General features: G+C 31.3%; 28 protein-coding genes. 9 read left to right on the top strand and 19 right to left on the bottom strand.

Going from position 1 to position 26,085, the window contains the following annotated elements:
- Positions 1-149: 149 nt before the first annotated feature.
- From BMY33_RS13155 to BMY33_RS13100, 12 genes are all read right to left on the bottom strand, one after another.
- Positions 150-614, bottom strand: a complete 465-nt coding sequence (locus BMY33_RS13155; RefSeq protein ID WP_091409248.1) for a Crp/Fnr family transcriptional regulator — start codon at positions 612-614, stop codon at positions 150-152.
- A 215-nt stretch (positions 615-829) separates the two neighbouring features.
- Complete coding sequence (locus tag BMY33_RS13150; RefSeq protein WP_170837074.1) at positions 830-1,282, bottom strand: nuclear transport factor 2 family protein; 453 nt, start codon at positions 1,280-1,282, stop codon at positions 830-832.
- Between the two features lie 75 nt (positions 1,283-1,357).
- Positions 1,358-1,918: a Crp/Fnr family transcriptional regulator gene (locus tag BMY33_RS13145; RefSeq protein WP_091409244.1), complete on the bottom strand. Its 561-nt coding sequence runs from the start codon at positions 1,916-1,918 to the stop codon at positions 1,358-1,360.
- A gap of 504 nt (positions 1,919-2,422) precedes the next feature.
- Entirely contained in the window at positions 2,423-2,761 is a 339-nt protein-coding gene (locus tag BMY33_RS13140) for a GIY-YIG nuclease family protein (protein ID WP_091409242.1), read from the bottom strand.
- Position 2,762: 1 nt separating this feature from the next.
- Entirely contained in the window at positions 2,763-3,176 is a 414-nt protein-coding gene (locus BMY33_RS13135) for an ester cyclase (protein WP_091409240.1), read from the bottom strand.
- A 168-nt stretch (positions 3,177-3,344) separates the two neighbouring features.
- Positions 3,345-4,082: a DUF3108 domain-containing protein gene (locus tag BMY33_RS13130; protein ID WP_244543015.1), complete on the bottom strand. Its 738-nt coding sequence runs from the start codon at positions 4,080-4,082 to the stop codon at positions 3,345-3,347.
- Between the two features lie 138 nt (positions 4,083-4,220).
- Entirely contained in the window at positions 4,221-5,147 is a 927-nt protein-coding gene (locus tag BMY33_RS13125) for a TolB-like translocation protein (RefSeq protein WP_091409238.1), read from the bottom strand.
- A 244-nt stretch (positions 5,148-5,391) separates the two neighbouring features.
- The gene (locus tag BMY33_RS13120) at positions 5,392-6,606 is read right to left on the bottom strand and encodes a serine hydrolase domain-containing protein (RefSeq protein WP_091409236.1); all 1,215 of its coding nucleotides are present in this window, start codon (positions 6,604-6,606) and stop codon (positions 5,392-5,394) included.
- Positions 6,603-6,989 (bottom strand): hypothetical protein, encoded by a 387-nt coding sequence (locus BMY33_RS13115; protein WP_139195651.1) that lies wholly within the window; start codon positions 6,987-6,989, stop codon positions 6,603-6,605. Before BMY33_RS13115 ends, BMY33_RS13120 begins: the two co-directional genes overlap by 4 nt.
- A gap of 322 nt (positions 6,990-7,311) precedes the next feature.
- On the bottom strand, positions 7,312-8,298 hold the full coding sequence (locus BMY33_RS13110) for an NAD(P)-dependent alcohol dehydrogenase (RefSeq protein ID WP_091409472.1): 987 nt from the start codon (positions 8,296-8,298) through the stop codon (positions 7,312-7,314).
- A 10-nt stretch (positions 8,299-8,308) separates the two neighbouring features.
- Complete coding sequence (locus tag BMY33_RS13105) at positions 8,309-8,731, bottom strand: DUF6326 family protein (protein WP_091409231.1); 423 nt, start codon at positions 8,729-8,731, stop codon at positions 8,309-8,311.
- A 5-nt stretch (positions 8,732-8,736) separates the two neighbouring features.
- Entirely contained in the window at positions 8,737-9,414 is a 678-nt protein-coding gene (locus BMY33_RS13100) for an SRPBCC family protein (RefSeq protein WP_091409228.1), read from the bottom strand.
- 298 nt (positions 9,415-9,712) lie between these two features.
- Between BMY33_RS13100 and BMY33_RS13095 the strand changes: the two genes are divergently transcribed.
- Positions 9,713-10,312 (top strand): Crp/Fnr family transcriptional regulator, encoded by a 600-nt coding sequence (locus tag BMY33_RS13095; RefSeq protein ID WP_091409226.1) that lies wholly within the window; start codon positions 9,713-9,715, stop codon positions 10,310-10,312.
- Positions 10,313-10,464: 152 nt separating this feature from the next.
- Here the strand turns inward: BMY33_RS13095 and BMY33_RS13090 are convergent, their stop codons facing one another.
- The 5 genes from BMY33_RS13090 to BMY33_RS13070 all read right to left on the bottom strand — a co-directional run bounded on the left by BMY33_RS13090 (position 10,465) and on the right by BMY33_RS13070 (position 15,071).
- Positions 10,465-11,334, bottom strand: a complete 870-nt coding sequence (locus BMY33_RS13090) for a TolB-like translocation protein (RefSeq protein ID WP_091409223.1) — start codon at positions 11,332-11,334, stop codon at positions 10,465-10,467.
- Positions 11,335-11,510: 176 nt separating this feature from the next.
- Positions 11,511-12,401, bottom strand: a complete 891-nt coding sequence (locus BMY33_RS13085; RefSeq protein WP_091409220.1) for a TlpA family protein disulfide reductase — start codon at positions 12,399-12,401, stop codon at positions 11,511-11,513.
- A gap of 129 nt (positions 12,402-12,530) precedes the next feature.
- Positions 12,531-13,550, bottom strand: coding sequence for a peptidyl-alpha-hydroxyglycine alpha-amidating lyase family protein (locus tag BMY33_RS13080; RefSeq protein WP_091409218.1), 1,020 nt, complete (start codon positions 13,548-13,550; stop codon positions 12,531-12,533).
- Positions 13,551-13,635: 85 nt separating this feature from the next.
- Positions 13,636-14,361, bottom strand: coding sequence for a M23 family metallopeptidase (locus BMY33_RS13075; RefSeq protein ID WP_091409215.1), 726 nt, complete (start codon positions 14,359-14,361; stop codon positions 13,636-13,638).
- Between the two features lie 2 nt (positions 14,362-14,363).
- On the bottom strand, positions 14,364-15,071 hold the full coding sequence (locus tag BMY33_RS13070; RefSeq protein ID WP_091409212.1) for a hypothetical protein: 708 nt from the start codon (positions 15,069-15,071) through the stop codon (positions 14,364-14,366).
- Between the two features lie 930 nt (positions 15,072-16,001).
- Between BMY33_RS13070 and BMY33_RS13065 the strand changes: the two genes are divergently transcribed.
- From BMY33_RS13065 to BMY33_RS13045, 5 genes are all read left to right on the top strand, one after another.
- The gene (locus BMY33_RS13065; RefSeq protein ID WP_091409211.1) at positions 16,002-16,232 is read left to right on the top strand and encodes a thioredoxin family protein; all 231 of its coding nucleotides are present in this window, start codon (positions 16,002-16,004) and stop codon (positions 16,230-16,232) included.
- A gap of 84 nt (positions 16,233-16,316) precedes the next feature.
- The gene (locus tag BMY33_RS13060) at positions 16,317-17,045 is read left to right on the top strand and encodes a hypothetical protein (protein WP_091409208.1); all 729 of its coding nucleotides are present in this window, start codon (positions 16,317-16,319) and stop codon (positions 17,043-17,045) included.
- Positions 17,046-17,063: 18 nt separating this feature from the next.
- Positions 17,064-17,327 (top strand): DUF2024 family protein, encoded by a 264-nt coding sequence (locus BMY33_RS13055; protein WP_091409207.1) that lies wholly within the window; start codon positions 17,064-17,066, stop codon positions 17,325-17,327.
- Entirely contained in the window at positions 17,328-17,957 is a 630-nt protein-coding gene (locus tag BMY33_RS13050; RefSeq protein WP_091409204.1) for a hypothetical protein, read from the top strand.
- 26 nt (positions 17,958-17,983) lie between these two features.
- Complete coding sequence (locus BMY33_RS13045; RefSeq protein WP_091409201.1) at positions 17,984-18,553, top strand: MarR family winged helix-turn-helix transcriptional regulator; 570 nt, start codon at positions 17,984-17,986, stop codon at positions 18,551-18,553.
- A 47-nt stretch (positions 18,554-18,600) separates the two neighbouring features.
- Here the strand turns inward: BMY33_RS13045 and BMY33_RS13040 are convergent, their stop codons facing one another.
- Together BMY33_RS13040 and BMY33_RS13035 are read right to left on the bottom strand one after the other, a co-directional pair.
- The gene (locus BMY33_RS13040) at positions 18,601-19,944 is read right to left on the bottom strand and encodes a sensor histidine kinase (protein WP_091409198.1); all 1,344 of its coding nucleotides are present in this window, start codon (positions 19,942-19,944) and stop codon (positions 18,601-18,603) included.
- A complete protein-coding gene (locus tag BMY33_RS13035) occupies positions 19,934-21,280 on the bottom strand; it encodes a sigma-54-dependent transcriptional regulator (RefSeq protein WP_091409196.1) in 1,347 nt (448 codons plus the stop codon). The genes BMY33_RS13040 and BMY33_RS13035 overlap by 11 nt, the downstream gene beginning before the upstream one ends.
- Positions 21,281-21,624: 344 nt before the next feature.
- On the opposite strand from BMY33_RS13035, the gene BMY33_RS13030 reads away from it, so the two are divergent.
- From BMY33_RS13030 to BMY33_RS13020, 3 genes are read left to right on the top strand one after another with little or no spacing between them, the layout of a single operon-like run.
- Positions 21,625-22,875 (top strand): efflux RND transporter periplasmic adaptor subunit, encoded by a 1,251-nt coding sequence (locus BMY33_RS13030; protein WP_091409193.1) that lies wholly within the window; start codon positions 21,625-21,627, stop codon positions 22,873-22,875.
- A 27-nt stretch (positions 22,876-22,902) separates the two neighbouring features.
- Positions 22,903-23,580, top strand: coding sequence for an ABC transporter ATP-binding protein (locus BMY33_RS13025; RefSeq protein ID WP_091409190.1), 678 nt, complete (start codon positions 22,903-22,905; stop codon positions 23,578-23,580).
- A gap of 49 nt (positions 23,581-23,629) precedes the next feature.
- Positions 23,630-26,029: an ABC transporter permease gene (locus tag BMY33_RS13020; RefSeq protein WP_091409188.1), complete on the top strand. Its 2,400-nt coding sequence runs from the start codon at positions 23,630-23,632 to the stop codon at positions 26,027-26,029.
- The last annotated feature ends 56 nt before the right edge of the window (positions 26,030-26,085 follow it).

Genomic DNA, 26,085 nt, shown 5'->3' with positions numbered 1-26,085 from the left:
ACTGAGTTTGTCTAAGATTTTGAGTAATTATCAAAAATTCTTTTACGAATTCTGCTTAGTGATTGTGGTTCCATACCAAGATAACTTGCAATTTGATAATGTGGTACTCGATTAAATAGAGTGGATCTAGTTTCTAATAAATTTAGGTATCAATCTTCAGGTGAAAAAGATATGAAAAAACTCCATTCTGCTTTTGCTTTATTCAATTTTTCTACTGCAATTTTCTGAAGAACAGCATCTAACCCAGGAAGTACTGTTCTTAATTCTTTTTCAAAAGCTTGATTACTAATTGTGAGTACACAATCTTCTCCACATCCCCTGTAATGCTTAGATGGCGAACCTTTTCCGTCATGAGTAAAATGAGTAAATGTATCTCCCTCGGTAAAGAAAGCTGTTGATTTTTCTACTCCGTCTTTAATCAAATACTCTCTTACACAACCTTCTATGACCATAAAACACTTGGTCTTAATTTGACTTTCTCTCAATAAAATCTCACCTTTTTTAAATTGTTTGATAATCATTTTCTCAACGATAAGTTCAATCTCCTTTTCGTTTAACATATTAGCACAGCTTACTATTGCTCTAATTTTTTCCTTTAACTCTATATTGCACATTTTTTTGGCTATTGACAAAAGTATATTTTACGATATATTCTGACTTAGTTAAATATATCATTATCGCTTTATAATTCACGAGATAGCTTTCTTCTATGTAAATAGATTTCATTTTTATTTATAATCAAACGAATAGATATATCAATTGATGCAGTAGCTCAATTATCTTTGCGGAATTCTATTCAGTGGATGTGATGCTTTCGTGGAAGTCGTTTTTATTGTTTCATTTGCTCATAAAACTTTCTCCATTCAGCAGTGTCATATATCAAATTTGATTCCTTTATAAGTCCATCTTCAATTCTAAACCACTCAGTTCCTGTGTTTGACTCCAAACCTTTTACGGATGATTTAAAATTATAGGAAACGGCTATCCAATTCCCATTTTTTGCAATATTAATGATCTCTATTCCTGTAATTACAGCACCAATTTGTTTGGCTAATGCGATAAATTCTACTTTAGAATTGAGTTCTATCATTGGGTTTTTAAACCTATAGTCATCTGCTAATAAAGCCAAAGATTCTTGAATCTCTTCAGAGTTATTAAACCCATTTAAAAACTTGGTTACAATTTCTTGATTTGTCATAGTGGTACTTTTAATTTGTTGCGCATTGCTATGGATTGAGAATAGAGTCAATCCAATAATAAATGCTTTTTTAAATAATTTCATCATTTTGTTTTTTATTATGATGAGACAAAGTTGCAACAGATTAAAGGTTCTATTCTTGGTAAAAACCAAGATTTTCTAAATTTTAACCGTATTGATTAATTTACTGAAGTTTGTGGGGTCGATTCGTAAATAGGAAGCAATATCTTTTTGAGAAACCATATTTAGCATGTGTGGGCTTCTTTTTGCGAATTTTTTAAAACGAGTTTCTGCGTTGAAAGCCATTAATTGGTGATGTCTTTCTATAATACCAATTAAAAACTGTTCTGCGATTATTCTAAATAGGGTTTCAAGTTCCCTATTTTCTTTTATTAACTGAGCATGTTTAGTATAAGGTATTCGTAAAAATGTACTGTCCGTAATCGCTTCAAGACAATATTTGGAAGGCGTTTGCGTAAGAAAAGATTCTACTATTCCGCTAAATGAAGGTGCATATGCAAAAAACATAACATGTTGCTTCCCTTCATTTAAGTAGTATGACTTTTGAATTCCATCTTTCACAAAATAGAGGAAGTGTTCGGTTCTATAACATTCGGTAATTATTGATTTTTTTGGAATTGAATATTCTGACCAATAAGAAATGTATTCTTCTAGAATTTCTTCACGGATATTATAAAATGATGATAAGTAATTTTTCAAGTTTATATCTAATTATTGCTAATGGCTAGGCTATGAAAAGTAGGCGATTTAGAAGCACCAAACTTTCTGTTAAGTACCAAAGTTTGATGCGTGCCAAAAACTTTGAATTTACTACTGTATCTCCTATTCTTTTATATATGTATTGCGCGCGCGCGCCAGTATAGACATCTTTTATTTGCTGAAAGGTAAACAATTCATATAGAGGATGCAAGTCCCTTATGTACAAGGGTAACGCTTTGAACCATTAGTAAGCTGCAAGGTTGTTAGTTGTTGCCCTAGCTGTAAAAAAGGGGCATTAATTACACTTTTAAGCTTTGACGGCCGCGGTTACCAACAGACCATAAAACATAAACTATTGAAATTGAAACGATAAGAACACACAAGCAAAATCTTTGAAATTTACTGATTATTTTTAAAAATTTGGCAACTTTTCAAAAATGCACAAGCCTTCTGGCAGCAATGACTGGTGTTATTATTAATTTAAACCTTTGATAGCATGAGATTTTATTTGTAAATACTTTCAGTATTTAACTCCTTAGTTACCATTTGTTGCAGCGTTTTCAATTCCTTATTGTAATTTATATTATCTACTTCTTTCTTTTTTAGTTCTGATAAAACTTCAAACACAAAATTTTCCTCTCCATACTCATTCCAATCTTTTTGGAAACTACCATTCCAGTGGTTACCGAATTTCAGTTCCATTTTATGTCTATTCCATTTTGACTCCATATCAATGCTATTGTCAATTAGAACTTTATTGTTAACTATGTTTTTTATTTGAAAAACTCCCATTGGAATTTTCATTTGTTTATATTCTTCTTTAAGTTCTTTTTTTGTTTTCATATTACATAAATCCTAATTGTTTCATTACCGTTATTCTATCAAAAATTTGAGTATGTCCATTAATCAAATTGTCTTTGAAATGATAAATAGTCATTCCTTTAGTTTTAATAGCTTTTTTAGTTGGAGGGTAGTCTCCAATCATTCCAAGATTTGTTCCTGTTAGAATCCAAGTTATTGCAACATGGTTTTCTTCAGGGATTGCTGACGTTATTTCAAAATTCATATCAGGAAATGAATTGAATGAAAACTTCAATCGCTCTTTAAATTCGGAATGAGATAAGGTTTTTCCTTCCCAAGGGTCAGTAGTGTCAAGATGAATTGTATATTCTTTATGAACATATTGTTCAACTTTTTCAAAACCCTGTTTATTCCAAATTTTGTCCATAAATTCTCGTAGGAATGATTCTTTGTTCATTGTGTATCGTGTTTTTTTTAAGTTTGTGCTAACGGTTTGTGTATGAAACGTAGCGAATTTATGAGTACTTATTTTTCGGTTTTAGACATATCTATATACGAAAAAAAGCGATTTCAATGAAGCACCAAAACCGCTATTATTTTTATACTTTGTTGTGCATAGTGTTTTCTATTCAACCAATTTCATAATCATTTTTCTACCACCAAAATCAATTTCTTGTTTTAGTATTTCTCTTGTTGACATATCAATGTAATAAGTGCTTGTAGCGGAATTGTCTGAAATCTCATCTGTAGTTTCAACTTTCCATACCTTTTTTAACTCTCCATTGTATTCCGTGGTTGACTTTTCGGTATTCTTTATCGTTGCTGTGATGACTCCAATTTTTGATTTTGGACTATAGTCAAAAATAGAAATAGTGTTTGAATAACCATCTTTTAGGGGAAGTAACCTTATAAGTTGAGGGTAAAAATTACTGTCAAAAAAGGGCTTGTCGGCTTCTTCAGATATCTGTGTTTTAGTGCTAGTTTGTTTATCTAAATAATAACCTGTTATTTTTTTGTCAAATTTTAAAACCATATCTCTTTGCTGATTGAATGAAGAATGGTAAATAGGCTCAAAGTTGTGCGTTCTAATTACAGTACTGTCAACCCATTTACTAGGTGATTGTTTCATAACTATAGTAGTTATAATAGATATGCTGTCTTTTTCTTTCCTAATTTCGGTATGGACATCTCCTATTTTAATTTCGATAGAATCCTTAACCATAAACCAGGACATTTTCGAAGTGCCGGACTCGAGCAAATTCATATCTGCAGGGTTGTTTTGTGGATTTAATGGTATTTCTTGGCTAGTTACTTGAGTAGAAGCTCCAAGAATAAACAGTAAAAGGCAAATTATTTTTTTCATTTTTAAAAGTTTTGTATAAGTCGTCGAAATATAGTTTTTGTTACAAGTTTCGAGTCTACATTATGTACAACGTTTCTTGTATGGTGCGTTTGCATCCCGTAGGGTGCATATGCAATACACAAACTGTTAGCAAATGTTTTATTCTTTTTTTGCATTGAAGAGTACATCAGCGTTTACCCAATAAACTTCTCCTTTTTCAACACCTGCCCATCCTTTTTTTTCAGGATTATTATATTTTCTTGAATAAATAAAATATTTTCCATCAGAAGACATATACGGACAATAATAGCGCCAGTTGCTTTCATATTTTAATGGTGTTTCTTTGGGTTTTGTCCATTCACCATTATCATTAAACGTTATTTGAAATTTACCTTGTCCATTAGTTATTGCATACCGTTCATCAGGTGAAACATAAGTTATTAGTTCCTTTTTCTCTGTCTTAGTGTTTATGATAACAGGCGGTTTAAATTTTTCGTTTCCTAAATATTGTGCACGATATGTATTCATTCCTCCTTTATCACTTGGTCTATTTGAACGAAAATATAAACTTCCATCTGCTGTAACAACAGGATAGGTTTCTAAGTATTCTGTCGAAACTAAAAAATCCACTTTAGAGGCTAATTCCCATTTGCCATTCACTTTTTTACTCTTATAAATGTCTGGAGGTATAGTATAAAGTTCTTCCCGAGTAACATCATTTTTGTAAAGCTTAGGGTCTACACCAAGAAAATACATTGTTTTTCCATCTTTGGTAATTGTGGGGTCACAAGCAACTGAAACTAGCACATTATCGTCATACATTTTAATGGGCTTAATGTCAGACCATTTGCCATTAGTCAATTCGGAATGATGAATAACAAAACTATTGTCCACAATTCTTGAAAAGAACATTTCTGTATTGTTAGTATTGAAAACTATATTAAGTTCGATATTATCAGTATTAACAATTGATGGTGCAAATAATTTAGGAATTGTAGAAGGTGGTTCCTGGTCAAAATATAAAATGGTATTGTTTTTACAACTAATAAAAGTTATCAGTAAAAATAATATATAAATATATCTCATAGTTAATTTTTAATATTTGCTAACGGTTTGTATATGATACGTAGCGTGAAAAGACGCTAGCTTTTCGGATTAGTACAGAGCCGAATTTTTATATTTTGTTTTACTTTTTCTATTTTAAAGCCAAATTTTTAAATTTGGCGGACTTAGTAAATATGCTTACGCTTTTCGATTAATCATTTACTAGCTAAGTTTTATAAACTTGTTGCAGCCAGTTTTTATTTTGAGTCTCATGAGATATTTAATTCTAATTCAACTGCAAAGCAACATTCCATAAATCAAAATCACCACTATAATACTGCAGTGAATTACCACAGTGAACAATCACAGTTTCTTTATGAGGGATAATATAAATATTCTGACCAAGATTTCCATTTGCATAAAAATGGAAAGTACCATCTTTATTTGCATGACCCCACCACTGGTAATTATAGTAAATTCTTTTTTCGCTTCTTCCAAACCATTTTGGGTAAATATCACGGGAAATGGATTTGTTTTCTTGGGTAGATTCCTGAATCCAATCTTTTGATATAATCTGATTGCCATACCAATTTCCTTCATTAAGCATAAGCTGACCAAAACGTGCATAATCAATCGCTCGGCCAATCAAACGACTTGGCATATATTCAAAATTTGATTCTTTGCTATCTATGGAAAAAAGCGCATCATATTCCATTATTCTTGACCACAGTTTCTGCTCCAAATAATTGGATACAGTTACGTTAGTAGCTCTTTCAAGAATCAAACCCAAATAGCTTGTATTGTAATTAGAATATTGAAAATCTTTTCCTGGTTCAGATGAAATTTCTACATTTTCAAGTAGCAACTTTCGAACATTAGGGTGATAATAGCCAACTGCTTCATCATGCCAAGGAGAATGAATATTAGTGAAGGGTATATGACTGGTATTGTATTTGAGCCCAGAACGCATTTCAAGTAAATGTTTGATGGTTATTTTTTTGAAACTTGAATCTCGCTCTATTAACTCAGGGATATAATTTGTTATTGGGTCATCTACACTTTTGATTATGCCATCATCAATGGCAGCTCCAATTAAAAATGATATAAACGACTTTGCCATAGATTGAGAATGAAAATAGGAATCTCTACTAAAACCATTAAAATATTTCTCATAAATGATTGTATCTTTTTTTATAACAATAAGGGCCGTAGTTTGAGACTCAATAGCCCATTCTTCAAAACTATTAAATCCAGTTTTAGTTACTAGTTCTTCAAATAGTGACTCAACATATTTCTCTTTAGGCTGAGAAATGAATGTATTGGTGCTTTTTGCTCCCTGAATCTCGTGATTTTCAAAGTTCTTATAATCATAAACATCGGCTACATTCATTGTTATAAGTCGATAAACATAGGTAGGTGAATATTGAATAGAAAGAAGCACCAAGAGGAATAGAACAAATGAAATTATTGTAACAATTGTAATTTTTAGTTTTTTTCTCATTTTTTAATGTTTTTGACTATTTGTAAAGTGTTTCGGATTACTAATTGGCCATTATCAAATTTCTCTATTTCTGCACTCAGTTGTTTTTTATACTTGGAGACGGCAATGATAAGAGTGTCTTTCGTTTGATCAATATCTGATCCTGAAAATTTGTACCGACCGCGTATATTTTTAGTTGTACTGGACAGCTCACTCATATCAAGTAAAATATATCCATTGTTTAAACTTCCTTTATAAGTTCTATATAATGCATAACAAATTCCCCATGCATCAGGTAGATTATATTCATATGAAAACCCTGTCCCTTCATTTTTTGTATTTAGAGTTTTTAGATGAATTATTCCATACTGGTATGATCTGAGTCTCGAAAATTGAATTATCAATCGTGATTTTAATTGAGCTCGCGTCAATTTTAGACATATTACCCTGTGCTAAGACCATATTAACACAGAGTAAAATGTCATTGGGGAAATTAACCAACTTATATTATTTTGTTTCATTTTAATTACATTTAATTTTATCTGTTTGACTAATCATCGTTCAAATAGAATTCATTTTAGGTAAACATATTTTTTGTAACTTCAACTTGAAATATTCTATTTTCAATGAAATCATCAAAAAATTGTAGACTGCATGAAACGATATATCCGTTATTAAGCGTATCATAAATTGTTTTATTAACTTCCTTTCTTTGCTACAAACGAATTAAGAAACATCTTCATTTACTGTGATTACAACATTTCCTTTTTTATGTCCTTTATCAACATATTTATGGGCTTCGACAATATTATTAATTGATAACTTTCTATCAATTACAATTTGAAGTTGACCTCCTTCAACAAGTCTTTTCAAGATTATTAATGCTTCAGCTGTTTCTGGTGAATTTTTTCCTACAACCACTTTTCTACTACTATTTATTGAAGTCCATATCATTGACAAACTTTTCATAGGCCTACCAATGTTTAAGTAGTATCCATTTTTATTAAGTGCCTCTATACAAACTTTAAAGGGGCATTTATCTACAGTTATAAATATAATATCATAACTTTCGAAACTTTTCGTGAAATCAGTTTTTTCGTAATCAATTACTTTATCAGCTCCCAAAGATTTCACCAAATCTAAATTAGCCTGGCTACATACTCCTGTTACCTCTGCTCCAAAATATTTGGCAATTTGTACAGCATAGGTTCCTACACTTCCAGAAGCTCCATATATCAACACTTTTTGCTCGGATTTTATATTTCCTATTGTTTTGAGATAATGAAATGCCGTTCGCGCACCTATAGGTATGGCCGCAGCTTCTTCATAAGTAGCATTCGTTGGTTTCAAGGCAATTGGACCATCTTCACGCAAACAAATGAATTCTGCGTAACCTCCAAATGTTTGCAGGCTAGCGGCGAATACTTGATCTCCTTCTTTAAACAACTTAACATCTTTACCGATAGATTCAATTTTACCAGAAAGCTCCATCCCTAAAATAGACTTTCTAGGCTTTCTAAGCCCCACCATTAATCGAGCAGGAAGCCAGAAAGAGATTGGAATATCAAAACTCCGTACTCTATAATCAGCAGCACTTACCGAAGTTGCATGAACTTTCACAAGTACTTCATTATTCTTTGGAACAGGTTTTTCTACGTCTTGAATTTGTAGAACTTCTGGTGGCCCGTATTTAGTGCATACTACTGCTTTCATCTTTATTAAATTAGGCATGAGATTCAATATTATTAACATTATCATAAGTTGGCAATTTCCATGCAATTCGGAATATCCATAAAATAGCAGTAGTCTCAATAGCCATATGAAACGCATCATCGATATCTAACGAAGGTATACCTGTCGCAAATACTACTAATGTGATTATACCAGCGATTATGTTAGCCCATTTATTTACATTTTCACTTAATATTCTAGAAAGAAGCACCATCAAGATGGGTATTTCTGCTAAAAACCCACCCAATAACATTAATTCGTCTGTTATTTCGATACCGTTGACAGTTCCAGTCATTATCTCTTCGATAAACTCTGATTTGACAAATTGATGTAGGTCTCTAAAAATTATATTGAGCAATACAAAAATCCATAAAGTTGACAGTAGCGTTTGAGGTTTAATTTTATTATTTATCATCTAATTTATATTTCTTTTGAAGTTGTTCTAATATCTTCCAATCCATCTTTTAAAAACTTATACACCATAGGGTTAATTAACCAAAGTGGCATTCCTTTTGGGTCAAATTGTACACTATTGATTGCTTTACTTGAGTTATTCGTAATTTGTGAGAAACTCCAAGAACCCCTAAAAGTATCAACACGTTTTAGTTTTTTCGAAGGCTGTATCTGAGATTCTTCCCATGCTTCATTCCATCTTGCCCCAAAACCGCCATCTTCATCGCTGAAAAACAGATACCTGACACTCATTTCTGTGTTTTTAAAAAAGAACGGTTCATTGTGAATTACATAAGTTAGAATACTATTTTCAGACTCCTCTGAAATCTCATAGATTGGGTATTTTTTATTTTCTGTGCCATTAGCTAGTTTATGAATATCTTTTCTAAAGGCTTTAAGACAAGCTTCTGAAGATGATTTTACATCTCCTTCAATTTTATACTCTAAGAAATTTGTTCCTTTTAGTTTTCGTTTATAGATTTTCCAAGTAGGGTTTTGAGATTTATCTACTTTTACTATCTGCCATTCATACTTTTCCCATTCTTTAAAACTTCTATCCCTTACTGATACACAGCTTTGTAGAACAAGAATCACAAATCCAAATAAGAAAATTTGTCTAGTAAGAATTGTAGCTTGTTTATTCATTGTAAATGATGCTTTAATTGGGGCAAAATTAAACTACAACAAGAGCTTTATCATTAACTTAAGTTACAATCGTCTTGGAGGATGGAAAGTTTCTCTTTGTGTTGATTCTAATATCATTTTAGAGCATGGAAAATAAATTGCTGGTAGTAACATTTGTCTTATAGAATCGTTTAGTTAATAAATAATACATCAATTTGAAAAATCTATATTTGCAACTATAGAATCTTATTTGTAAATTAAGCTAAATCAGAATCATTCTTAAAACATACTTCTGTGTGGATAGTTGAAAAAGTACACTATGGAATTAAAGGAAAAAGTTAGAGCGATAGTAAGCTGTGCAAACATACTGAACGAAAAGGAAATTGATCTTATCGTCGAAAAAACGATTGTTAAACAATTCAAAAAAGATGAAGTTTTATTAAGAGAGGGTCAAATTCCAAGCAAGTGTTATATGGTCGTGGAAGGATGTGTAAGAGAGTATTTGATTAAGGAAGGAGTAGAAAAATCAACAGCTTTCTTTACGGAAGGAGATACTTTTGCACCATTTGCTCATGACGGAAAGGGCTCACCATCTAAACATTTCTGGACCTGTAGTGAAGATTGTGTTTTAACTGTAAGTAATCAAGCTTTTGAAAAAGAATTAAGAGCAGCACTTCCCAGACTGGATGCTGTTTTTCAACAAATAGCAGTAGAAAAATTGAATAAAGCGAAAGAAGAATGGAGTATTTTCATATCATCCTCACCAGAAGAAAGATACCTGAATTTACTAGAAACCAGACCAACTCTTTTTAATAGAGTTCCACATCACCAAGTTGCAAGCTACCTTGGTATGGAGCCACAATCACTAAGCAGAATCCGTAAAAGAATTTTTGATAATTACTCAAATTCACATAACTAAACTATTTTCATTTCATTAATGTTCTGATTAAAGTATTTACGAACGAACTAGCAATATTGATGAATTGAACATTCTTAAATCAATCCTTGAAAATGAATAATTTATAGGTGTTAGTAAAAAAGGTCTGCTAGACCTTTTCTATAAGTTGCGCTCTATTTTGGTCTTAGTGTTTCAATAAATCCTGCATCTACCCACATTATATTTTTCTTGCCATTGCTAAGAGTCCGTGTGAAGAAAAAGTATTTCCCATCTGATGTAACGCTGCCATAAACATCTGAGAGTTCTGTATTTATCCTGTTACCTAACTTAATTGCAGCGCCCCATGAACCATCTTTCTGACGAAAACTAATATATATATCAGCATTGCCCTTTTCTAGTTTACTATCAAATATGAGGTAGGACTCATCCGGAGCGATGAATGGGTGGAATTTCAAATTTGTTCCCGCATGAATGCCCAATGTTCTCGGTTTTTCACGTATGCCGTCTATTAATCGTGAATAACGAATATATACTATAGGCGGCTTATCACCAATGGATGACACATCATCAAAATAGTAAGTCCCTTTAGATGAAGCCGTAAGACGCATAATGGGAATAGAATCAAACGGTGCACTAAGACTTTTTACCTCTGACCAACCAGAAGGGGTTTGCTCCCTATATTCGTTTCCTATGTACAGAATCTGACCGTCAGGAGAAATCTCTCCTCTGGGTACCACAAAAGTCTCGGTCCACAGATTATCTTTATATTGAAGGGCAACCAAGGCATCGTTTTCTAATCCCTCATCGTATTTGCGAAAATAGACCTCATTTAAATCGGGTGAAAAAATAGCTGCTTGCTCGCTGTTTTCTGCAGAAATAATGCGGGGAGCAAAAATTTCAGGAATCAAGCCTGGTGGTTTTTGTCCAAAAAAGGGATCCTCTAGGCGTGGAAAATCTGGATCGTTTACTTTTTGTTTTTTAGTATTGCAGGCATTTAAAAATAGTGCAAATACAAGTGTCAAAATAAAATATGTATTTTTCATTCTTTAGATTTTTATTCTGTTTGCTATTTCTTAATAAAAGCTGATAAAATCCTCTCTACGATTACAATGATATACTGACAAAATTTGGTTTTTTTATCGCCAAACCAAGAGATTCAACGCTTACTGCACTATTTAATATAAATTTTATCTGTGACTTAATGTTCACCATTAATAAATTATTGATTAATTTTTTTTTTGAATACATTTTGTGCAACATCAAAAGACCTATATTCTTTGTAAGTGCCATCAGGGTTAACAATAAAATACATTGGGATACCTTCAAAATTCAATGCTCTACTGGTTTTTTTTTGGCTTTTTGAGATTAACTGTAGCCCAAATGGTTTTTTAATTTCTAAATATCTAGACCATTTATTTTTTTCGATGTCATCAAATGAAATGTCAATAAATTTTATGTCAAGGTTGTTTTGGTAGGCTACTTTCAGTTTTTCCAGATCTGGTTTTTTTTCAATACACCCAGAACACCAGGTAGCCCAGAAAGTTACAAAATGTGTTTTCCCTTTCATATCTATCATATCAAAACTCGAATTGTCTTGATCCAAGAGCACATGACTTGGGAGCACTAAAACTTCCTCTTCAGAAAAATCCCATAAAATATTGGCATTTATTAATTCACCGGTATCGTCATAACCAAAACCTTCTTCTTCTATAATTAAAGGTTGAGTAAATAAGTGAAATAACATAATACATATAATTCCAGCCCAACTAGATAATTTATATATACTAGTTTGATTCTTTCTCGTAACTACTAAGGTTAATATTCCTGTAACAACTAAAATTAAAATAAATGGAAAATATGTAAAATTGAATAATTGAAAAATAAAATATGGCAAGAACAAAAACACTAGAAATTTTGATGGTGTCTCTTTGTTTATATATCCGCTAACATATAAACTAATGACACAAATTAGTATAGGAATCCATTTTAGGGAATTAGATTCATATATGTTTAATGGATTTGGGAATAGGAAAAAATAAAATAATAATGCCATTATAAATACCGTGGTAATTATACCTAATATTAATCTTAAAATTGTTTTCTTTTTCATAATGTAATTGATTGTAAATTATATGATGTTGGGTGCTTGTTTTAAAAACCGAATATAAAATCTGCGGAAATTTTCACACCTAGGCTAGAATCATTTAATTAATTATACACGTCTTCGTTGTACGCTTTTTTATTCACTTTTCTTTATTCGAAATTTTTTAATGGTATTATCCGAACCATCTGCGACGTAAATATTTCCTTCATCATCAGTTATAATATCGTGATACATAGAAGTTGAATTATCGTAGAATCCTGTCCTACCGAATTGCATTTGCAGATTAGTGTTTAAATCAAAACGAAAAATATCTGAACCTTTGGGAATTGTGTCATTTTGAATCATTAAATCTATTGCAAACAAATAATCGTTCTTATTGTCTATCACTACAGATAATAACATTCCTGTGTCATTATTATTCCAATCCGTAATAAAATTTCCCTCGGCATCAAATTTTTGAATTCTATTATTCTCACGGTCAGCTACATATACGTTACCCAAATTATCTAAATCAATTCCATGTGGGACAATAAACTCTCCTCTTTTATTTCCATGTTTGCCCCATTCAAATAAATATGTTCCGTCTTTAGAGAATTTAACTATTCTTCTGTTATAGTATCCATCACTCACATAAAATGAACCATCGTCTGATACAGCTATATCTGTAGGAAGATTAAAATGTGAAGAGTCATCACCATGAACTCTAGCCTCTCCTAATGTTAAAAGTAGCTCTCCTTCTGAATTAAATTTAAAAACTTGGTGTAAGCCAACATCTGTAACCCAGATATTGTTTTCTTTATCAATTTCTAAACCATGTGGCATAATAAATAAATTCGCTCCCCAACTTTTTAATACTTCACCAGTTTGTTTATCTAGAGTTAAAATAGTGTTTTCTTGAATTTTATCTTCTGGGAACGTCTCTTCCCATACCCTATTTGCTCTATGAAAAACTAGAATATTATTATTTGAATCAATTCCTAGTCCAGATGGAAGACCTAAAACATGATTTTTGGATAACTTGGGCCATTCTTCAACTAAAAAGTAAGAACCTGTATTTTCAGATTCTTTATCGACTACTTTTTTTACAGATTTTCGACATCCTAATAATAAAAATATTACAAGAAAGTAAAAAACAGTTATTTGTATATACTTCATTTTTTTTATGGTTTTATTCAAATGTCTCGCCCTGAAATATGATAAAGATTCATTCCTGTCACCTAGTCTTGCTTGAGTCCTTCTTTTAATTCTTTCTAACTTCTTGTCCGCTTACTGGCTCTCCTCGTTCTACAATTATATCATCTTCATAATAATTCAAAAATTGAGCAGGAAGTCCTAATCCTCTTAATTGACCTGATGTTCCTTCTAATTGATAATGTAAGTGCGGCCTATCTGAAGAACCGCTATTCCCAGCCTGCCCCAATTCTTGACCTTTAACTACAGTTTCACCTTGGGTAACTATAATGGATCCTTTTTTTAAGTGTGCCAATATTGATGTTTCGCCGTTTAAATGGTCTATAATAATATAATTACCACCAGGTTGATTATTATTAGTAGTACCAACTTGATTATCATCAATCGTATTTACAACTTCTATTATTTTTCCATCAGCTGGCGCATTTAAACGTTTGCCAAAACAAAAATGGTTTTCATTTTGCCTCCAATCTCCTGAATAATTCTTCTTTCTTACGGTCCCATCAGGTAATATTGTATCCTGTACGATTAGAAAATCAATTGCATATCGTTCACCTCCACCGCGACTAGTAAAATGATGAGCACCTTCAAAATGCGTTTTTCCACCATTAACCACAAACCATTCGTCTTCAAAAGGCAATTCTAAGTCTGTTACAGTTTGGTAATTTAGATAAATGTCTTCGTCTAGTTTTCCTTCATCACCCATTAAAGTATCTGTACAAGATGTTATCACTAAAGTGAATAAAATATAGGCTACTATTTTTAGATGTTTCATTATTAAAATTTATAGTTAATTCCTAAGTTAATTTGATGTTGTAATTCTCTGAAAGCATTAGATATTTGAAGCCTATCGTAATTAAAATTATAGCTTGCTTTTACATCAAAATGATTAGAAAGTTTATATGAATAGTCAGTACTCCATAAAATACTTTGATATTTTCCTAACGAATAAAATTTCTCTTCAAATGTGGAGGTTCTCCACATAACCGATGGAATTGTTAATTTAGATGATAATGATTGTTTGTCATCTATCTGAAAAGTAAACCGACCAACTATTCCCAGTTTTTGTTGAAAATCATATTGTTCCCAATCGTAAAAAGAAGATACGTTTGATTGGGTCTGCAAGCCTAAGTGTATTTTAAGCCTTTCCTTGTTATAAACCTGTTTCAATGAAGAAACATTCAGTACAATTTTTGAATATTGAGGATTAGGCTCTGGGATTATATTGGTTTCTAATTCAGAATTTAAATAATCTAATTGTACTTCAAATAGCTTATCTCTTTTAGTAATACGTGTATATTTCAATTGATAGTTTAGTGCATTGTAATCATAGCGTGCAACAGGAGCAAATGATAAATTTTTTAAATAGCCGTTAATGTAACCAGTTGAAAATTCTAAACTGTTTTTTTTAGGTATTGAATCTGCTTGTGCAAAGACATTTGAAATTGATAATAGAAAAATTAAAGAAAGAATTATTTTAGTCATGAGCTTTTATGGTAATAAATTTTAGAAATAGATTATTTTTTTCAAGTTGTTTTGTTTTTTAAGATGAATTAGAATTTTATCGTTCGTTGGAACATAGTTAAATGCAAAATTATAATACAACAAGAACTTTGTTATTAACTTAAGTTACAATCGTAAATGAAGTTAGGAGAATTCACTTTTACTACTAGGAGGTTACAAAACGGAAAAGGTTATATGTAATGCTAAGTAAAGTTCGTTTAGGGTCAGATAAATAGCTTTTCACCACGGTCAGTGCCCCTTCTTGTTTGATAACAATTGAGTTTAAATGAAACTAAATAAAATGAAAAACGCTGTAAACATTTTGTTTACAAAATTTTAGTAAGTTTTGACACTCACTCGGCGGAGAAAGAGGTATTTGAACTCTAGGAGATTATAGAATAACAATCTTTTCAATGTTTAAAATAACTTATCTACTACTAGTTAAACAAAACGGTCGTTTTATGCAACAACATATATGAAAGTAGATGATTTAACTATAGAAGTCTCATTTTCCGTCTTTTTTAATAGTTTCGTTAATTAACGTTTTATGGAACTAAAATCGAAGTGAAAATTTTATACATTTAATAGAAAATTAGTTTTTAACAATTAATATTCAACTTAAAACCACCAAAAATGTACTACATAACGCCCACTACCATAGTGTTTATAATATTTGTTAGATATTGTATCGGGAAGTAAGAAGACTTCCATTCTTTTCGTCCTCCTCTATACTTTCCAAAGTTTATTATTAAGACCCATCTTTTTAATTTAGTAATATTTCCTTTAGTTTTCAACAGACTTGAAGGATGTAAACTATCTTAAATTTTAGTTGAATCAGAATTTTATTTTTTTTAATTAGGAATCCTTACTATATTTGTATCGCAATATTGCATTAATAAATAAATTTAAAAAATGAATAAGTCAATTTTTTATCACGCAGGATGTACTGTTTGTGTAAGTGCCGAACACGATATCGTAAAACTAGTAGGTTCAGAAAATGTAACTATTATTAATATTGGAGAACAAAAATCAAAAATATCCGAAGCAGAAAACTCTGGAGTAGTTTCAGTACCTGCATTGGTTAGGCCTAATGGTAATGTTTTACATATAAATTTTGGCGCAGCTATATCAGATTTAAAATAAAAAGTTCATTTTAAATAGTTAGGATTCCTATTTACCTAATGATAAGAATCCTCTAATTATTTTTTAACTAAAAAACAAATAACAATGACAAATAAAATAATTTACCTATTTGCGCTTATTATACTAACTACTATTACTATAGCTTGCGGACAAGATAGTACTTACTACAATGATGATTTCAAAATATTAAATGTCGAAGTTATACATGATCAAGCTTTACATGTAAACATTTGGAATATAGAAGTTAAGGGGTCTGCGGGAAAAACCGTCCCTACTCCTATTGGAGAGCTTGATGGAGCACCTGTTCTTGGTTATGTATTTCCAACAAATCTAAAATCAACTGACGTTGGTTTTAATATGACAGAAGGAATAGTTGCATTGGCCTTAACTTCTCACCCTGATTTTGATGATACACCTCTTTGGGATGAAAACATGGATTTAATATATAATAATGATGGAGTTATATGGCATCCACACTGGGTTATATTAGTACAAGACAAAAGAGTCTCTGGTGGTTTAGCAGTAAAGCAATTTAAAAAAGATGACAAAACTGTAATTTTACCTCCAACAAACCCAGGAATGCCAATGTATATGGATTCTCCTGGTTTTCAGGTTATCAATTCTAATAATACCATAAAAGTAATCGTGCCAGCAAGCAGAATGAATGGTATTACATCTTTCAACTATGACGGAGTTACTGCATACATGCAAGTAAATACTAGTTTAGAAAACAAACCTATGCTAGGCCTCTATAATGTCTTTAGCATAGCTAGTGAAGATTTATCTCTTCCATATAAAGTGACATCTAAATAATTTTTTAAAACCGTAAATATGAAAGTATCAGTTTGGGACACTTATGTAAACAGATCAGATGGAAAAATAATGCACTTTGATATCTTAGTACCAAGTAATTTTAATAATGAAGATAAAATATTTGATTTCGGTAAAAACTACCTAAAGACAAAAGAATTTATAACAAAAGAGCTTACTGCTAAAGAATGTAACTTTTGTCATATTGATGTTGCACCGGATATCGTAGTACAAGAAATTACAGAAAAAGGATATTCAATAATAGAAATAGAAAATTGTAACTAGATGCCAAAATTAGCATTACACTATGAAAAAGAATTAAAAGGTAAGTTCAATATCAATACATTGAACTTCCTTTTTATTTTTCAAGTTAACTGCCCTGGATGTTTCCTACACGGAATCCCTCTAGTAAACAAGTTATACTCTAAATATAACCAAGATGTATCATTTTTGGGTATCTCTACTGCATTTGAAGATTATGAATTTAATAATTTAGAGAATACTAAAAAATTAATTTTTAATGAACAGTTAGTTGGTGAAACAAAAACAGTATTCGAAAAGCAAGGTTTATCTGAATATACCGAATCAATTGACTTTCCGATTGCTATGGATACTATAGCAGACAAATCATTTGATCTAGAAAAAGCGGCTATTCATATTTGTTCTATCCATCCTGATTATAATATATGGTCAACTTTCGAAAAAAACACTCTAAAAAATAAGGTCATTAACTATTTAAAAAATCTGAATAGGATTTCCGTAACATTTACACTAAATCAATTGCGAGGAACACCTTCAATACTTATTTTTAATGATCAACATGAGGTTTTATATAATAGATTTGGTCACATACCATATGATAATATATCTTCTAATTTAAATGATCTCATCAAAAAATTCGGTAAGGATACCTAACTTAGCAAACAAATAGTACATAGGGAATGGATTTAAATTCTAAAATAATTGGAGGACTTAGCAGGATATCAGAAGTTTTTAAAGTACTGTTATGGGAGCACGCTAAAATATTAAAACTAAGTCCTATTCAAATACAGATCCTTATTTTTATCACATACCATAGAGATGAATTTTGTAAAGTAAGTTATCTAGCTAAAGAATTTAATGTTACTAAACCTACAATTAGTGACGCTGTACGAGTCTTAGTCAATAAAGAACTCTTAATAAAAGATTTCTCGTCTGCAGATAGCAGAAGTTATTCCTTATTGGTATCTGCCAAAGGAAAAGAAATTGTAAAGGAGACTGAAGATTTCACAAACCCAATTCGACAGCAACTAAATAAAATTGACCCTAATGATAAAGACTCTTTTTATATAACGCTAAGTAAACTGATATATCAACTTAACAGATCTGGTATTTTAACTGTACAAAGAAGTTGTTTTAATTGTAAGTTTTATAATAACGAAAATAATCGCCATTATTGCAATCTACTAGAAACCAAACTATTAAACACAGAAATACGATTAGATTGTCCAGAATATCAAGATGCTAGCTAGGTATACTCATAACTATAAAATTTGATGTAAAGATTTCTTACTAGTATCTAGAACACTAAGGTAAACACAGTTCCTTCCTCTTCTCTACTATTAACCAAAATTTTACCTTTATGAAGTAACATTATTTGTTTACATAAACTAAGTCCTATACCACTACCCGTGGATTTACTGGTAAAAAAAGGAATAAAAATACTATCCATAATATCTTGAGGAATTCCAGAACCATTATCATATACTTTAATAACTATGTTTCTATTCGGTTTTTGCTCTGCGATTACTCTTATTTGTGGATCTGATCTATGTTTACATGCATCTACTGCATTAAGAATAAGGTTGATCAATACCTGTTCTATAAGGTAGCTATCAATATCTAATTCTATTTTTGGAGGAGTTACTTTAAAATCAATATTAATATTTTTGACATCCAAAGATGGCTGCATCAACAATTGTATTGTTTCAAAAAGCTCAGTTATTTTCTTCCTATCAAGATTTAAATGTGTTACTTTACTAAGACTTCTATATGTTTTGGCAAATTTCAAAAGACCTTCACTCCTATTTTTAATAGTTTTTATACCAGAGTTTAAATCCTCTATTTCTAATGGATAATCTTTTGGGTTATCAAGTGTAAGCTGCAAATGAGACTGTAACGTATCAGCTAAAGACGAAATTGGCGCTATAGAATTCATGATTTCATGAGTCATAACACTCAATAATTTTTTCCAAGCTTCAGATTCATTTCTATTTAACGTATCATCAATGTTCTGTAAAACAATAAGTTTAAATGGATCTTCTTTTACCTGAAATACAGTATCAGAGATCAATACCTTAATTTTTTCGTTTTGAACCGCAATAGAAATCGAATTAGGTTCCTTATGATATGTTTCGAAAATAGCATCATATAAATCTGGTTTTCTTCCTTCTACAAAACGAATATTCTTAAAAGAAGGAACATCTAATGTTTCTCTAAAAGAGTCATTGGACCACAATACATCCCCCGTTTCGAGATTATACGCAATAATCCCTATATCTACCATTTCTAAAATCTTCTGTAGATATACATATTGTGCTTCATTCTTAGAATTAATTTCTTTAATGGTTCGATTAACTTCATTAAAACCCTTGTACAGAAACCTAATATCTTTTGGTCCTCTATCTTCTGGAAACCATCTAGAGAAATCTCGATATTTCACAGCTTCAAAAAAATCATCCATAACAACAAAACGTCGTTTGACAAAACTGTATGTAGAATATAAAAAATATAAAATACCGAAGCTAATTATAGTAATACTACTCGTATATTCATTATCTATTGAATATACCAAACCTAATATTAGAGCAACCAATATTAGAATTCTAAAAAATAATCTTATAATGTACCCGTTATAGTTCATATTTATCTAGCCTTCTGTATAATGCTGCCCTAGTAATTCCTAACTCTTTTGCAGATTTTGAAACATTTCCTTTATTTTTTTCTAAAACAGTAAGAATTGCATTTTTTTCCAAACTATCTAAATTCATAGTTGTTGTAGAAGCTTTACTAGTTTGTCTTTCTATAGAAGAGAATACTAAATCTTCTGGCTTTAATGAAGTACTATCAGCCATAATTACAGCTCGCTCCAAAACATATTGTAGTTCTCTAACATTACCTGGAAAATCGTGTTTTTTTAGTTTAGAAATAAATCCAGAATCCAATAAAAATTGACTTTTATTATATTTATCGGCATACACAGATATAAAATGTTTGGCCAATAAAGTAATATCAGTTCCTCTATCTCGTAATGGTGGCATTACAATATCTACTGTATTGATTCTGTAAATTAAATCCTTTCTAAATTTTTGTTCATCTGCTAAAACTTTGGGTTCAATATTGGTTGCACAAATTAGTCTAATATCTATTGATATCGCTTCATTAGATCCTAAAGGAGTAACTAATCTATTTTGCAGTACAGTTAACAAACGTACTTGTTGCCCTAAAGTAATATTACCAATCTCATCTAAAAAAAGTGTTCCTCCATTAGCAGCCTCAAATCGACCTACTCTATCTTCTTTAGCATCTGTAAACGCTCCTTTTTTATACCCAAAAAGTTCACTTTCAAATAATGAAGAGGTTAATGCACCTACATCTACCTTAACAAATGGTTTGTCCTTTCTATTAGAATTGTCGTGTAAAGCTTTTGCAATTAAATCTTTTCCAGTTCCATTTTCTCCTAAAATTAAGACATTCGCATCAGTTGGTGCTACTTTTTTCAGTTTTAAGAAAACATCTTTAATTGCTTCACTTTCTCCTATAATAGCACTGGTACCTAACTGTGATGATTTTTTGTCTGAGGCATTAGACTTTCTAGCTTTTAATAAGGAGCTAATGGTATTTGTTATCTTTTCATTTTTCCAGGGTTTTACCAAAAAGTCAGAAGCCCCTTCCTTTAATGCTCTAATCGCTAAATCGATATCTGCATACGCAGTAATTAAAACTACATCTGTTTTTGGTTTTATTTTTTTGATTTCATTCAACCAAAAAATACCCTCATTTCCTGTATTGACCAAACCATTAAAGTTCATGTCAAGTATAATAATATCGAAATTCTTTTTATCTATTTGTGCTCCAATATTACTTGGATTCTTTTCTATAATAACCTCTTTTACCAAAGGCTTAAATAAAAGACGTAATGCAGTCAGTACATCTACATCGTCATCAATAACTAAAATTGTAGCTTCTTTTAATACCATTGATACAATATTACAATATTATCTGCAGCATAGAAAAAATAGAAAAATAAAATATTAAAGATTCTTAAATGTACTATTTCCGAACAGAAAGTGTATCGAAACCGTACACTTTTATTTTTACAAAAAATCATTAAACACTGATAATCAGTATTTTATTTTTTTGGCACTGTCTTGACTATGTAAGAGATGAACACAAATAAGATTATAACCCATAACTAGATAAAATGAGTAAATCAATTCCAATATCAATAATAAGCTTACTAACTATAAAAGATGTTTGGAAATCCATCTTCCAATTCGAAAACAAAATCAACTAATTAGCATCAATAACCAAAAGACCAGACATGGACGTTCCAATTCAAAAAAAGAAATTTTCAAAATCACGTATAGCAATGGTGATAGGTGGTTTACTAATAATAGCACTTCTAATCTTTGTATTCTCACAATCAATGGGAGGCTCTAAATTAAATGTAGAAAAAGAACGTATTGCTATCAGTACTATTAAAAAAGATGTGTTTCAAGAAAACATACCTGTAAATGGAATCGTCTTACCAATTACTACCATTTATTTAGATGCCCTAGAAGGTGGAAGAGTAGAAGAAAAATATGTAGAAGATGGTGCAATTATGAAAAAAGGTGAGCCTATTCTAAGGTTATCTAATACTGATTTAGAGTTAAGTCTTATCAATCAAGAAACATCAGTATATAACTTATTGACTCAAATGCAAATTTCGCAAAATGCTGCTAGACAAAACACTATTAATCGCCGCAACCAATTTACAGATGTCGAAAATAATTTGATAGAATCTAAACGAGTATATGAATTAAACAAAAAACTATACGATAAAGGTGCCGTAGGTCGTCAAGAATATGAGTCTTCAGCAAATGACTTTAAGTACCAAAAACAACGTATGCAATTAGCGAAACAAGTTTTAACTCAGGATTCTTCAGCTACTAAACAAGAGCTTAGCCAAGCGAGAAGTTCATACGCCAGAACCCAAAGTGCCTTAGAGCTAATGCGAAAAAAAGTTGGAGACCTTGTAGTTCGTGCTCCTGTAGATGGCCAATTAACATCATTAGATGCAGAAATTGGACAATCAAAAAATAAAGGAGAACGATTAGGGCAAATCGATGTATTGAGCGGATTTAAAGTTAGAGTGGATATTGATGAACATTATATTTCAAGAATTTATAATGGTCAAAAAGGGACCTTTACTTTTAATAATGAAACATATACGTTAATCATTAAGAAAGTATTTACTCAGGTTAATAATGGACGTTTTCAAGTAGATATGCAATTTGAAAACAATATTCCTGAAGGAATTAGAAGAGGTCAAAACCTACAAATCCGAGTAGCACTTAGTGCAGAAAAACAAGCGCTTTTGATTCCTAAAGGTGGTTTTTTTCAAAAAACAGGTGGTAACTGGGTATATAAAATAAGTGAAAATGGAAACTCTGCATATAAAGTAGCTGTACGCCTAGGTAGTCAAAACACAGAATATTATGAGATTATTGAAGGGTTACTACCTGGAGATAAAGTGGTAACGTCAAGCTATGATAGCTTTGGAGATACAGAAGAATTAATTTTAAAGTAAAAAAAGTCAATTAAAAAAAAGAATAAAATGATACAAATTACGGACTTAGAAAAGTTTTACAGAACTGAAGAAGTACAGACCATAGCTTTAAACAAATTATCGTTTAATGTAAAAGAAGGCGAATTTGTTGCCATTATGGGACCATCAGGATGTGGTAAATCTACCCTGCTTAATATTTTAGGATTATTGGATGATCCAGATGCAGGTAGTTTCAAATTTAATGGAGAAGAAGTAGCGGGATATAATGAACGTAAACGTTCAGATCTACGTAAACATAATGTAGGTTTTGTTTTTCAAAGCTTTAATCTAATTGATGAACTTACAGTTTTTGAAAATGTAGAACTTCCACTAATCTATACTGGTGTTAAACCTGCAGAACGTAAAAAACGTGTGGAAGAAGTTTTAGAAAAAATGCAAATCATGCATCGACGTAATCATTTTCCACAGCAGTTATCTGGTGGACAACAACAACGTGTAGCTGTAGCCAGAGCTGTTGTAAACAATCCAAAACTTATTCTAGCAGATGAACCTACAGGAAATTTAGATAGTACTAACGGTAATGAAGTAATGGACTTATTAATCGAATTAAACGAAGCTGGGACTACGATTATTATGGTTACGCACAGTGAACATGATGCTAAATATAGTCATCGAATCATCAGAATGCTAGACGGACAAAAGGTTACAGAAAACGTATTAGTATAGAGGTCATCATCATCAAATCATCAAAAAAACGAACAGTAAATCGGTAATTATGTTTAAGAATTATATCAAAATAGCATTTAGAAATCTCCTTAAAAACAGAATATATTCCTTGATCAATATTTCTGGATTAGCCATTGGTATGGCAGTAACTATTATGATTGGTCTTTGGGTTACAGATGAACTGAACTATAATAATTACTTTAATAACAAATCCACTATTGCTCAGATATTTCAAAGTCAAACATTTAATGGAAAAACTGGAACAGGACCAGCAATTCCAAGGCCTTTGGAATTTGAATTACGTGAAAATTACAATGATCATTTTGAACATTTGGTAATGTCTTCATGGACAAACACTTCTTATTTACGTTATGGAGAAACCAGTATATCTCGATCAGGTAATTTCATGCAAGAAGGAGGTCCTGAAATCTTAGATCTAAACATTTTACAAGGTGTAAGACAAGGATTAAAGGACAATAATTCGATAATGCTATCACAATCTACTGCTAAAGCATTATTTAATGAAGAAAATCCTATTGGTAAAATAATCAAGCTACAGAACGAAACGGATATGGTCGTTACTGCTGTATATGAAGATGTCCCTATCAATAATTCTTTTGAAGATATGCATTATATAAGTCCTTGGAAATTCTACACTAAAATGCAGCCTTGGATAGATAATGCTAAGGATTCTTGGGGTAATAATTCTTTTCAACTATTTGTTCAGATTAACAAAAACACAACAATGGAAGCTGTAACTTCTGTTATAAAAGATGCAAAGAAAAAAGTAGCAGAAGATGAATCCAGATTCAATCCACAGTTAATGTTATTACCAATGGATGATTGGCACCTACGCTCTAATTTTGTAGATGGTGTGCGTAAAAATGGACGTATAGAAAATGTTTGGCTTTTTGGAATCATAGGACTATTTGTTTTATTACTTGCCTGTATAAATTTTGTCAATCTAAGTACAGCACGTTCCGAGAAACGAGCTACCGAAGTTGGTATTAGAAAATCTATTGGTTCTAAAAGAGGGCAGCTTATTTTTCAATTTTTAAGTGAATCATTTTTAGTTGTTGTCTTTTCTTATGTATTAGCCATTATTATGGTATTAATCTTCTTAAGCAGTTTTAACAACCTAGCCAGTAAAGAAATTGTCTTTCCTTGGAGTAGTATCCAATTTTGGAGTATTTCTTTAATCTTTATCCTTATTACTTCCTTCTTATCAGGTAGCTACCCAGCTTTGTACTTATCATCTTTCAATCCAGTTTCAGTATTAAAAGGTACATTTAAAGCAGGACGTTTCGCAGCATTACCAAGAAAAATATTAGTGGTTACGCAGTTTACAGTTTCTATTGCTCTTATCATAGGGACACTCATAGTGATGAATCAAATAGAATTCAGTAAGAACAGACCTGCGGGTTATAGCAAACAAGGATTGGTACAAATTCCAACATTCAGTCCAGAGTTTATAGGTAAAGCAGATATTATACGTAATCAATTTATAGCATCTGGAGCTGTTAAAGAAATGGCGACCACCAGCAGTCCTACTACTGCAGTTTGGTCAAATCGTGGAGGATATACCTGGGAAGGAAAACCTGAAGGGTTTCAGGAAGATCTTGCGTACACTTCAGTATCATATGAATTTACTAAAACACTCAATATAGAATTAATAGCCGGTAGAGGTTTTTCTAGAGAATTTGCAACAGATTCTAATGCCGTAATTCTTAATGAAACTGCCGTTAAATATATGGGATTAAAGGACCCTATTGGAAAATATATTAGAGATTCTGACACAGAAGATCCAGAGCCTCCATTGCAAATTATTGGAGTTATAAAAGATATGATTGTACAATCACCTTATAGTTCTGTAAAACAAGCTATGTACGTATTTGACAACGATAATAACGTTAGTTATTACAATGTGCGCCTAAATCCTTCAATGAGTATTAGTAGCAGCTTGGGATTAATTGAAGAAATCTTTAAAAAGAATTTCCCAAACCTCCCTTTTGATTATCAATTTGTAGATCAGGAATATGCTAAAAAATTTAGAGCTGAAGAGCGAATTGCCGGTTTGGCTAAAGTATTTACAATCTTAGCTATCTTTATAAGTCTTCTAGGTTTATTTGGTTTGGCTTCTTTTGTAGCCGAACAGCGCACTAAAGAAATTGGAGTAAGAAAAATCCTTGGCGCTTCTCTAGGTAACCTATGGATGTTACTTTCTAAAGATTTTGTAACGTTGGTAGTTATTGCGCTCTTTATTGCTGCTCCAATTGCATATTACTTTATGAGTCAATGGTTACAAAAATTCTCTTATCGTACAGAAATTTCTTGGAATACATTTGTTATAGCTGGTTTTGGAGCACTTATTATAACAATCATAACTATCAGCATTCAAGCAATAAAATCAGTGACTGCCAATCCGGTCGATTCATTGCGAACAGAATAAATAAAATCAATCAATCTGTACACTTTAGACAAATCAAAAAACGAACAGTAAACTAA

This window comes from Aquimarina amphilecti (assembly GCF_900109375.1).
Classification (GTDB): Bacteria; Bacteroidota; Bacteroidia; order Flavobacteriales; family Flavobacteriaceae; genus Aquimarina; species Aquimarina amphilecti.
Note: the sequence above shows the minus strand (reverse complement) of the source record. Positions and strands in the feature narration are given on the sequence as shown.

Coding starts and splice junctions, on each gene's coding strand:
- BMY33_RS13155 (WP_091409248.1), bottom strand. CDS start 614: ATGTGCAATATAGAGTTAAAGGAAAAAATTAGAGCAATAGTAAGCTGT.
- BMY33_RS13150 (WP_170837074.1), bottom strand. CDS start 1,282: ATGAAATTATTTAAAAAAGCATTTATTATTGGATTGACTCTATTCTCA.
- BMY33_RS13140 (WP_091409242.1), bottom strand. CDS start 2,761: ATGAAAACAAAAAAAGAACTTAAAGAAGAATATAAACAAATGAAAATT.
- BMY33_RS13135 (WP_091409240.1), bottom strand. CDS start 3,176: ATGAACAAAGAATCATTCCTACGAGAATTTATGGACAAAATTTGGAAT.
- BMY33_RS13130 (WP_244543015.1), bottom strand. CDS start 4,082: ATGAAAAAAATAATTTGCCTTTTACTGTTTATTCTTGGAGCTTCTACT.
- BMY33_RS13125 (WP_091409238.1), bottom strand. CDS start 5,147: ATGAGATATATTTATATATTATTTTTACTGATAACTTTTATTAGTTGT.
- BMY33_RS13120 (WP_091409236.1), bottom strand. CDS start 6,606: ATGAGAAAAAAACTAAAAATTACAATTGTTACAATAATTTCATTTGTT.
- BMY33_RS13110 (WP_091409472.1), bottom strand. CDS start 8,298: ATGAAAGCAGTAGTATGCACTAAATACGGGCCACCAGAAGTTCTACAA.
- BMY33_RS13105 (WP_091409231.1), bottom strand. CDS start 8,731: ATGATAAATAATAAAATTAAACCTCAAACGCTACTGTCAACTTTATGG.
- BMY33_RS13100 (WP_091409228.1), bottom strand. CDS start 9,414: ATGAATAAACAAGCTACAATTCTTACTAGACAAATTTTCTTATTTGGA.
- BMY33_RS13095 (WP_091409226.1), top strand. CDS start 9,713: ATGGAATTAAAGGAAAAAGTTAGAGCGATAGTAAGCTGTGCAAACATA.
- BMY33_RS13090 (WP_091409223.1), bottom strand. CDS start 11,334: ATGAAAAATACATATTTTATTTTGACACTTGTATTTGCACTATTTTTA.
- BMY33_RS13085 (WP_091409220.1), bottom strand. CDS start 12,401: ATGAAAAAGAAAACAATTTTAAGATTAATATTAGGTATAATTACCACG.
- BMY33_RS13080 (WP_091409218.1), bottom strand. CDS start 13,550: ATGAAGTATATACAAATAACTGTTTTTTACTTTCTTGTAATATTTTTA.
- BMY33_RS13075 (WP_091409215.1), bottom strand. CDS start 14,361: ATGAAACATCTAAAAATAGTAGCCTATATTTTATTCACTTTAGTGATA.
- BMY33_RS13070 (WP_091409212.1), bottom strand. CDS start 15,071: ATGACTAAAATAATTCTTTCTTTAATTTTTCTATTATCAATTTCAAAT.
- BMY33_RS13065 (WP_091409211.1), top strand. CDS start 16,002: ATGAATAAGTCAATTTTTTATCACGCAGGATGTACTGTTTGTGTAAGT.
- BMY33_RS13060 (WP_091409208.1), top strand. CDS start 16,317: ATGACAAATAAAATAATTTACCTATTTGCGCTTATTATACTAACTACT.
- BMY33_RS13055 (WP_091409207.1), top strand. CDS start 17,064: ATGAAAGTATCAGTTTGGGACACTTATGTAAACAGATCAGATGGAAAA.
- BMY33_RS13050 (WP_091409204.1), top strand. CDS start 17,328: ATGCCAAAATTAGCATTACACTATGAAAAAGAATTAAAAGGTAAGTTC.
- BMY33_RS13045 (WP_091409201.1), top strand. CDS start 17,984: ATGGATTTAAATTCTAAAATAATTGGAGGACTTAGCAGGATATCAGAA.
- BMY33_RS13040 (WP_091409198.1), bottom strand. CDS start 19,944: ATGAACTATAACGGGTACATTATAAGATTATTTTTTAGAATTCTAATA.
- BMY33_RS13035 (WP_091409196.1), bottom strand. CDS start 21,280: ATGGTATTAAAAGAAGCTACAATTTTAGTTATTGATGACGATGTAGAT.
- BMY33_RS13030 (WP_091409193.1), top strand. CDS start 21,625: ATGGACGTTCCAATTCAAAAAAAGAAATTTTCAAAATCACGTATAGCA.
- BMY33_RS13025 (WP_091409190.1), top strand. CDS start 22,903: ATGATACAAATTACGGACTTAGAAAAGTTTTACAGAACTGAAGAAGTA.
- BMY33_RS13020 (WP_091409188.1), top strand. CDS start 23,630: ATGTTTAAGAATTATATCAAAATAGCATTTAGAAATCTCCTTAAAAAC.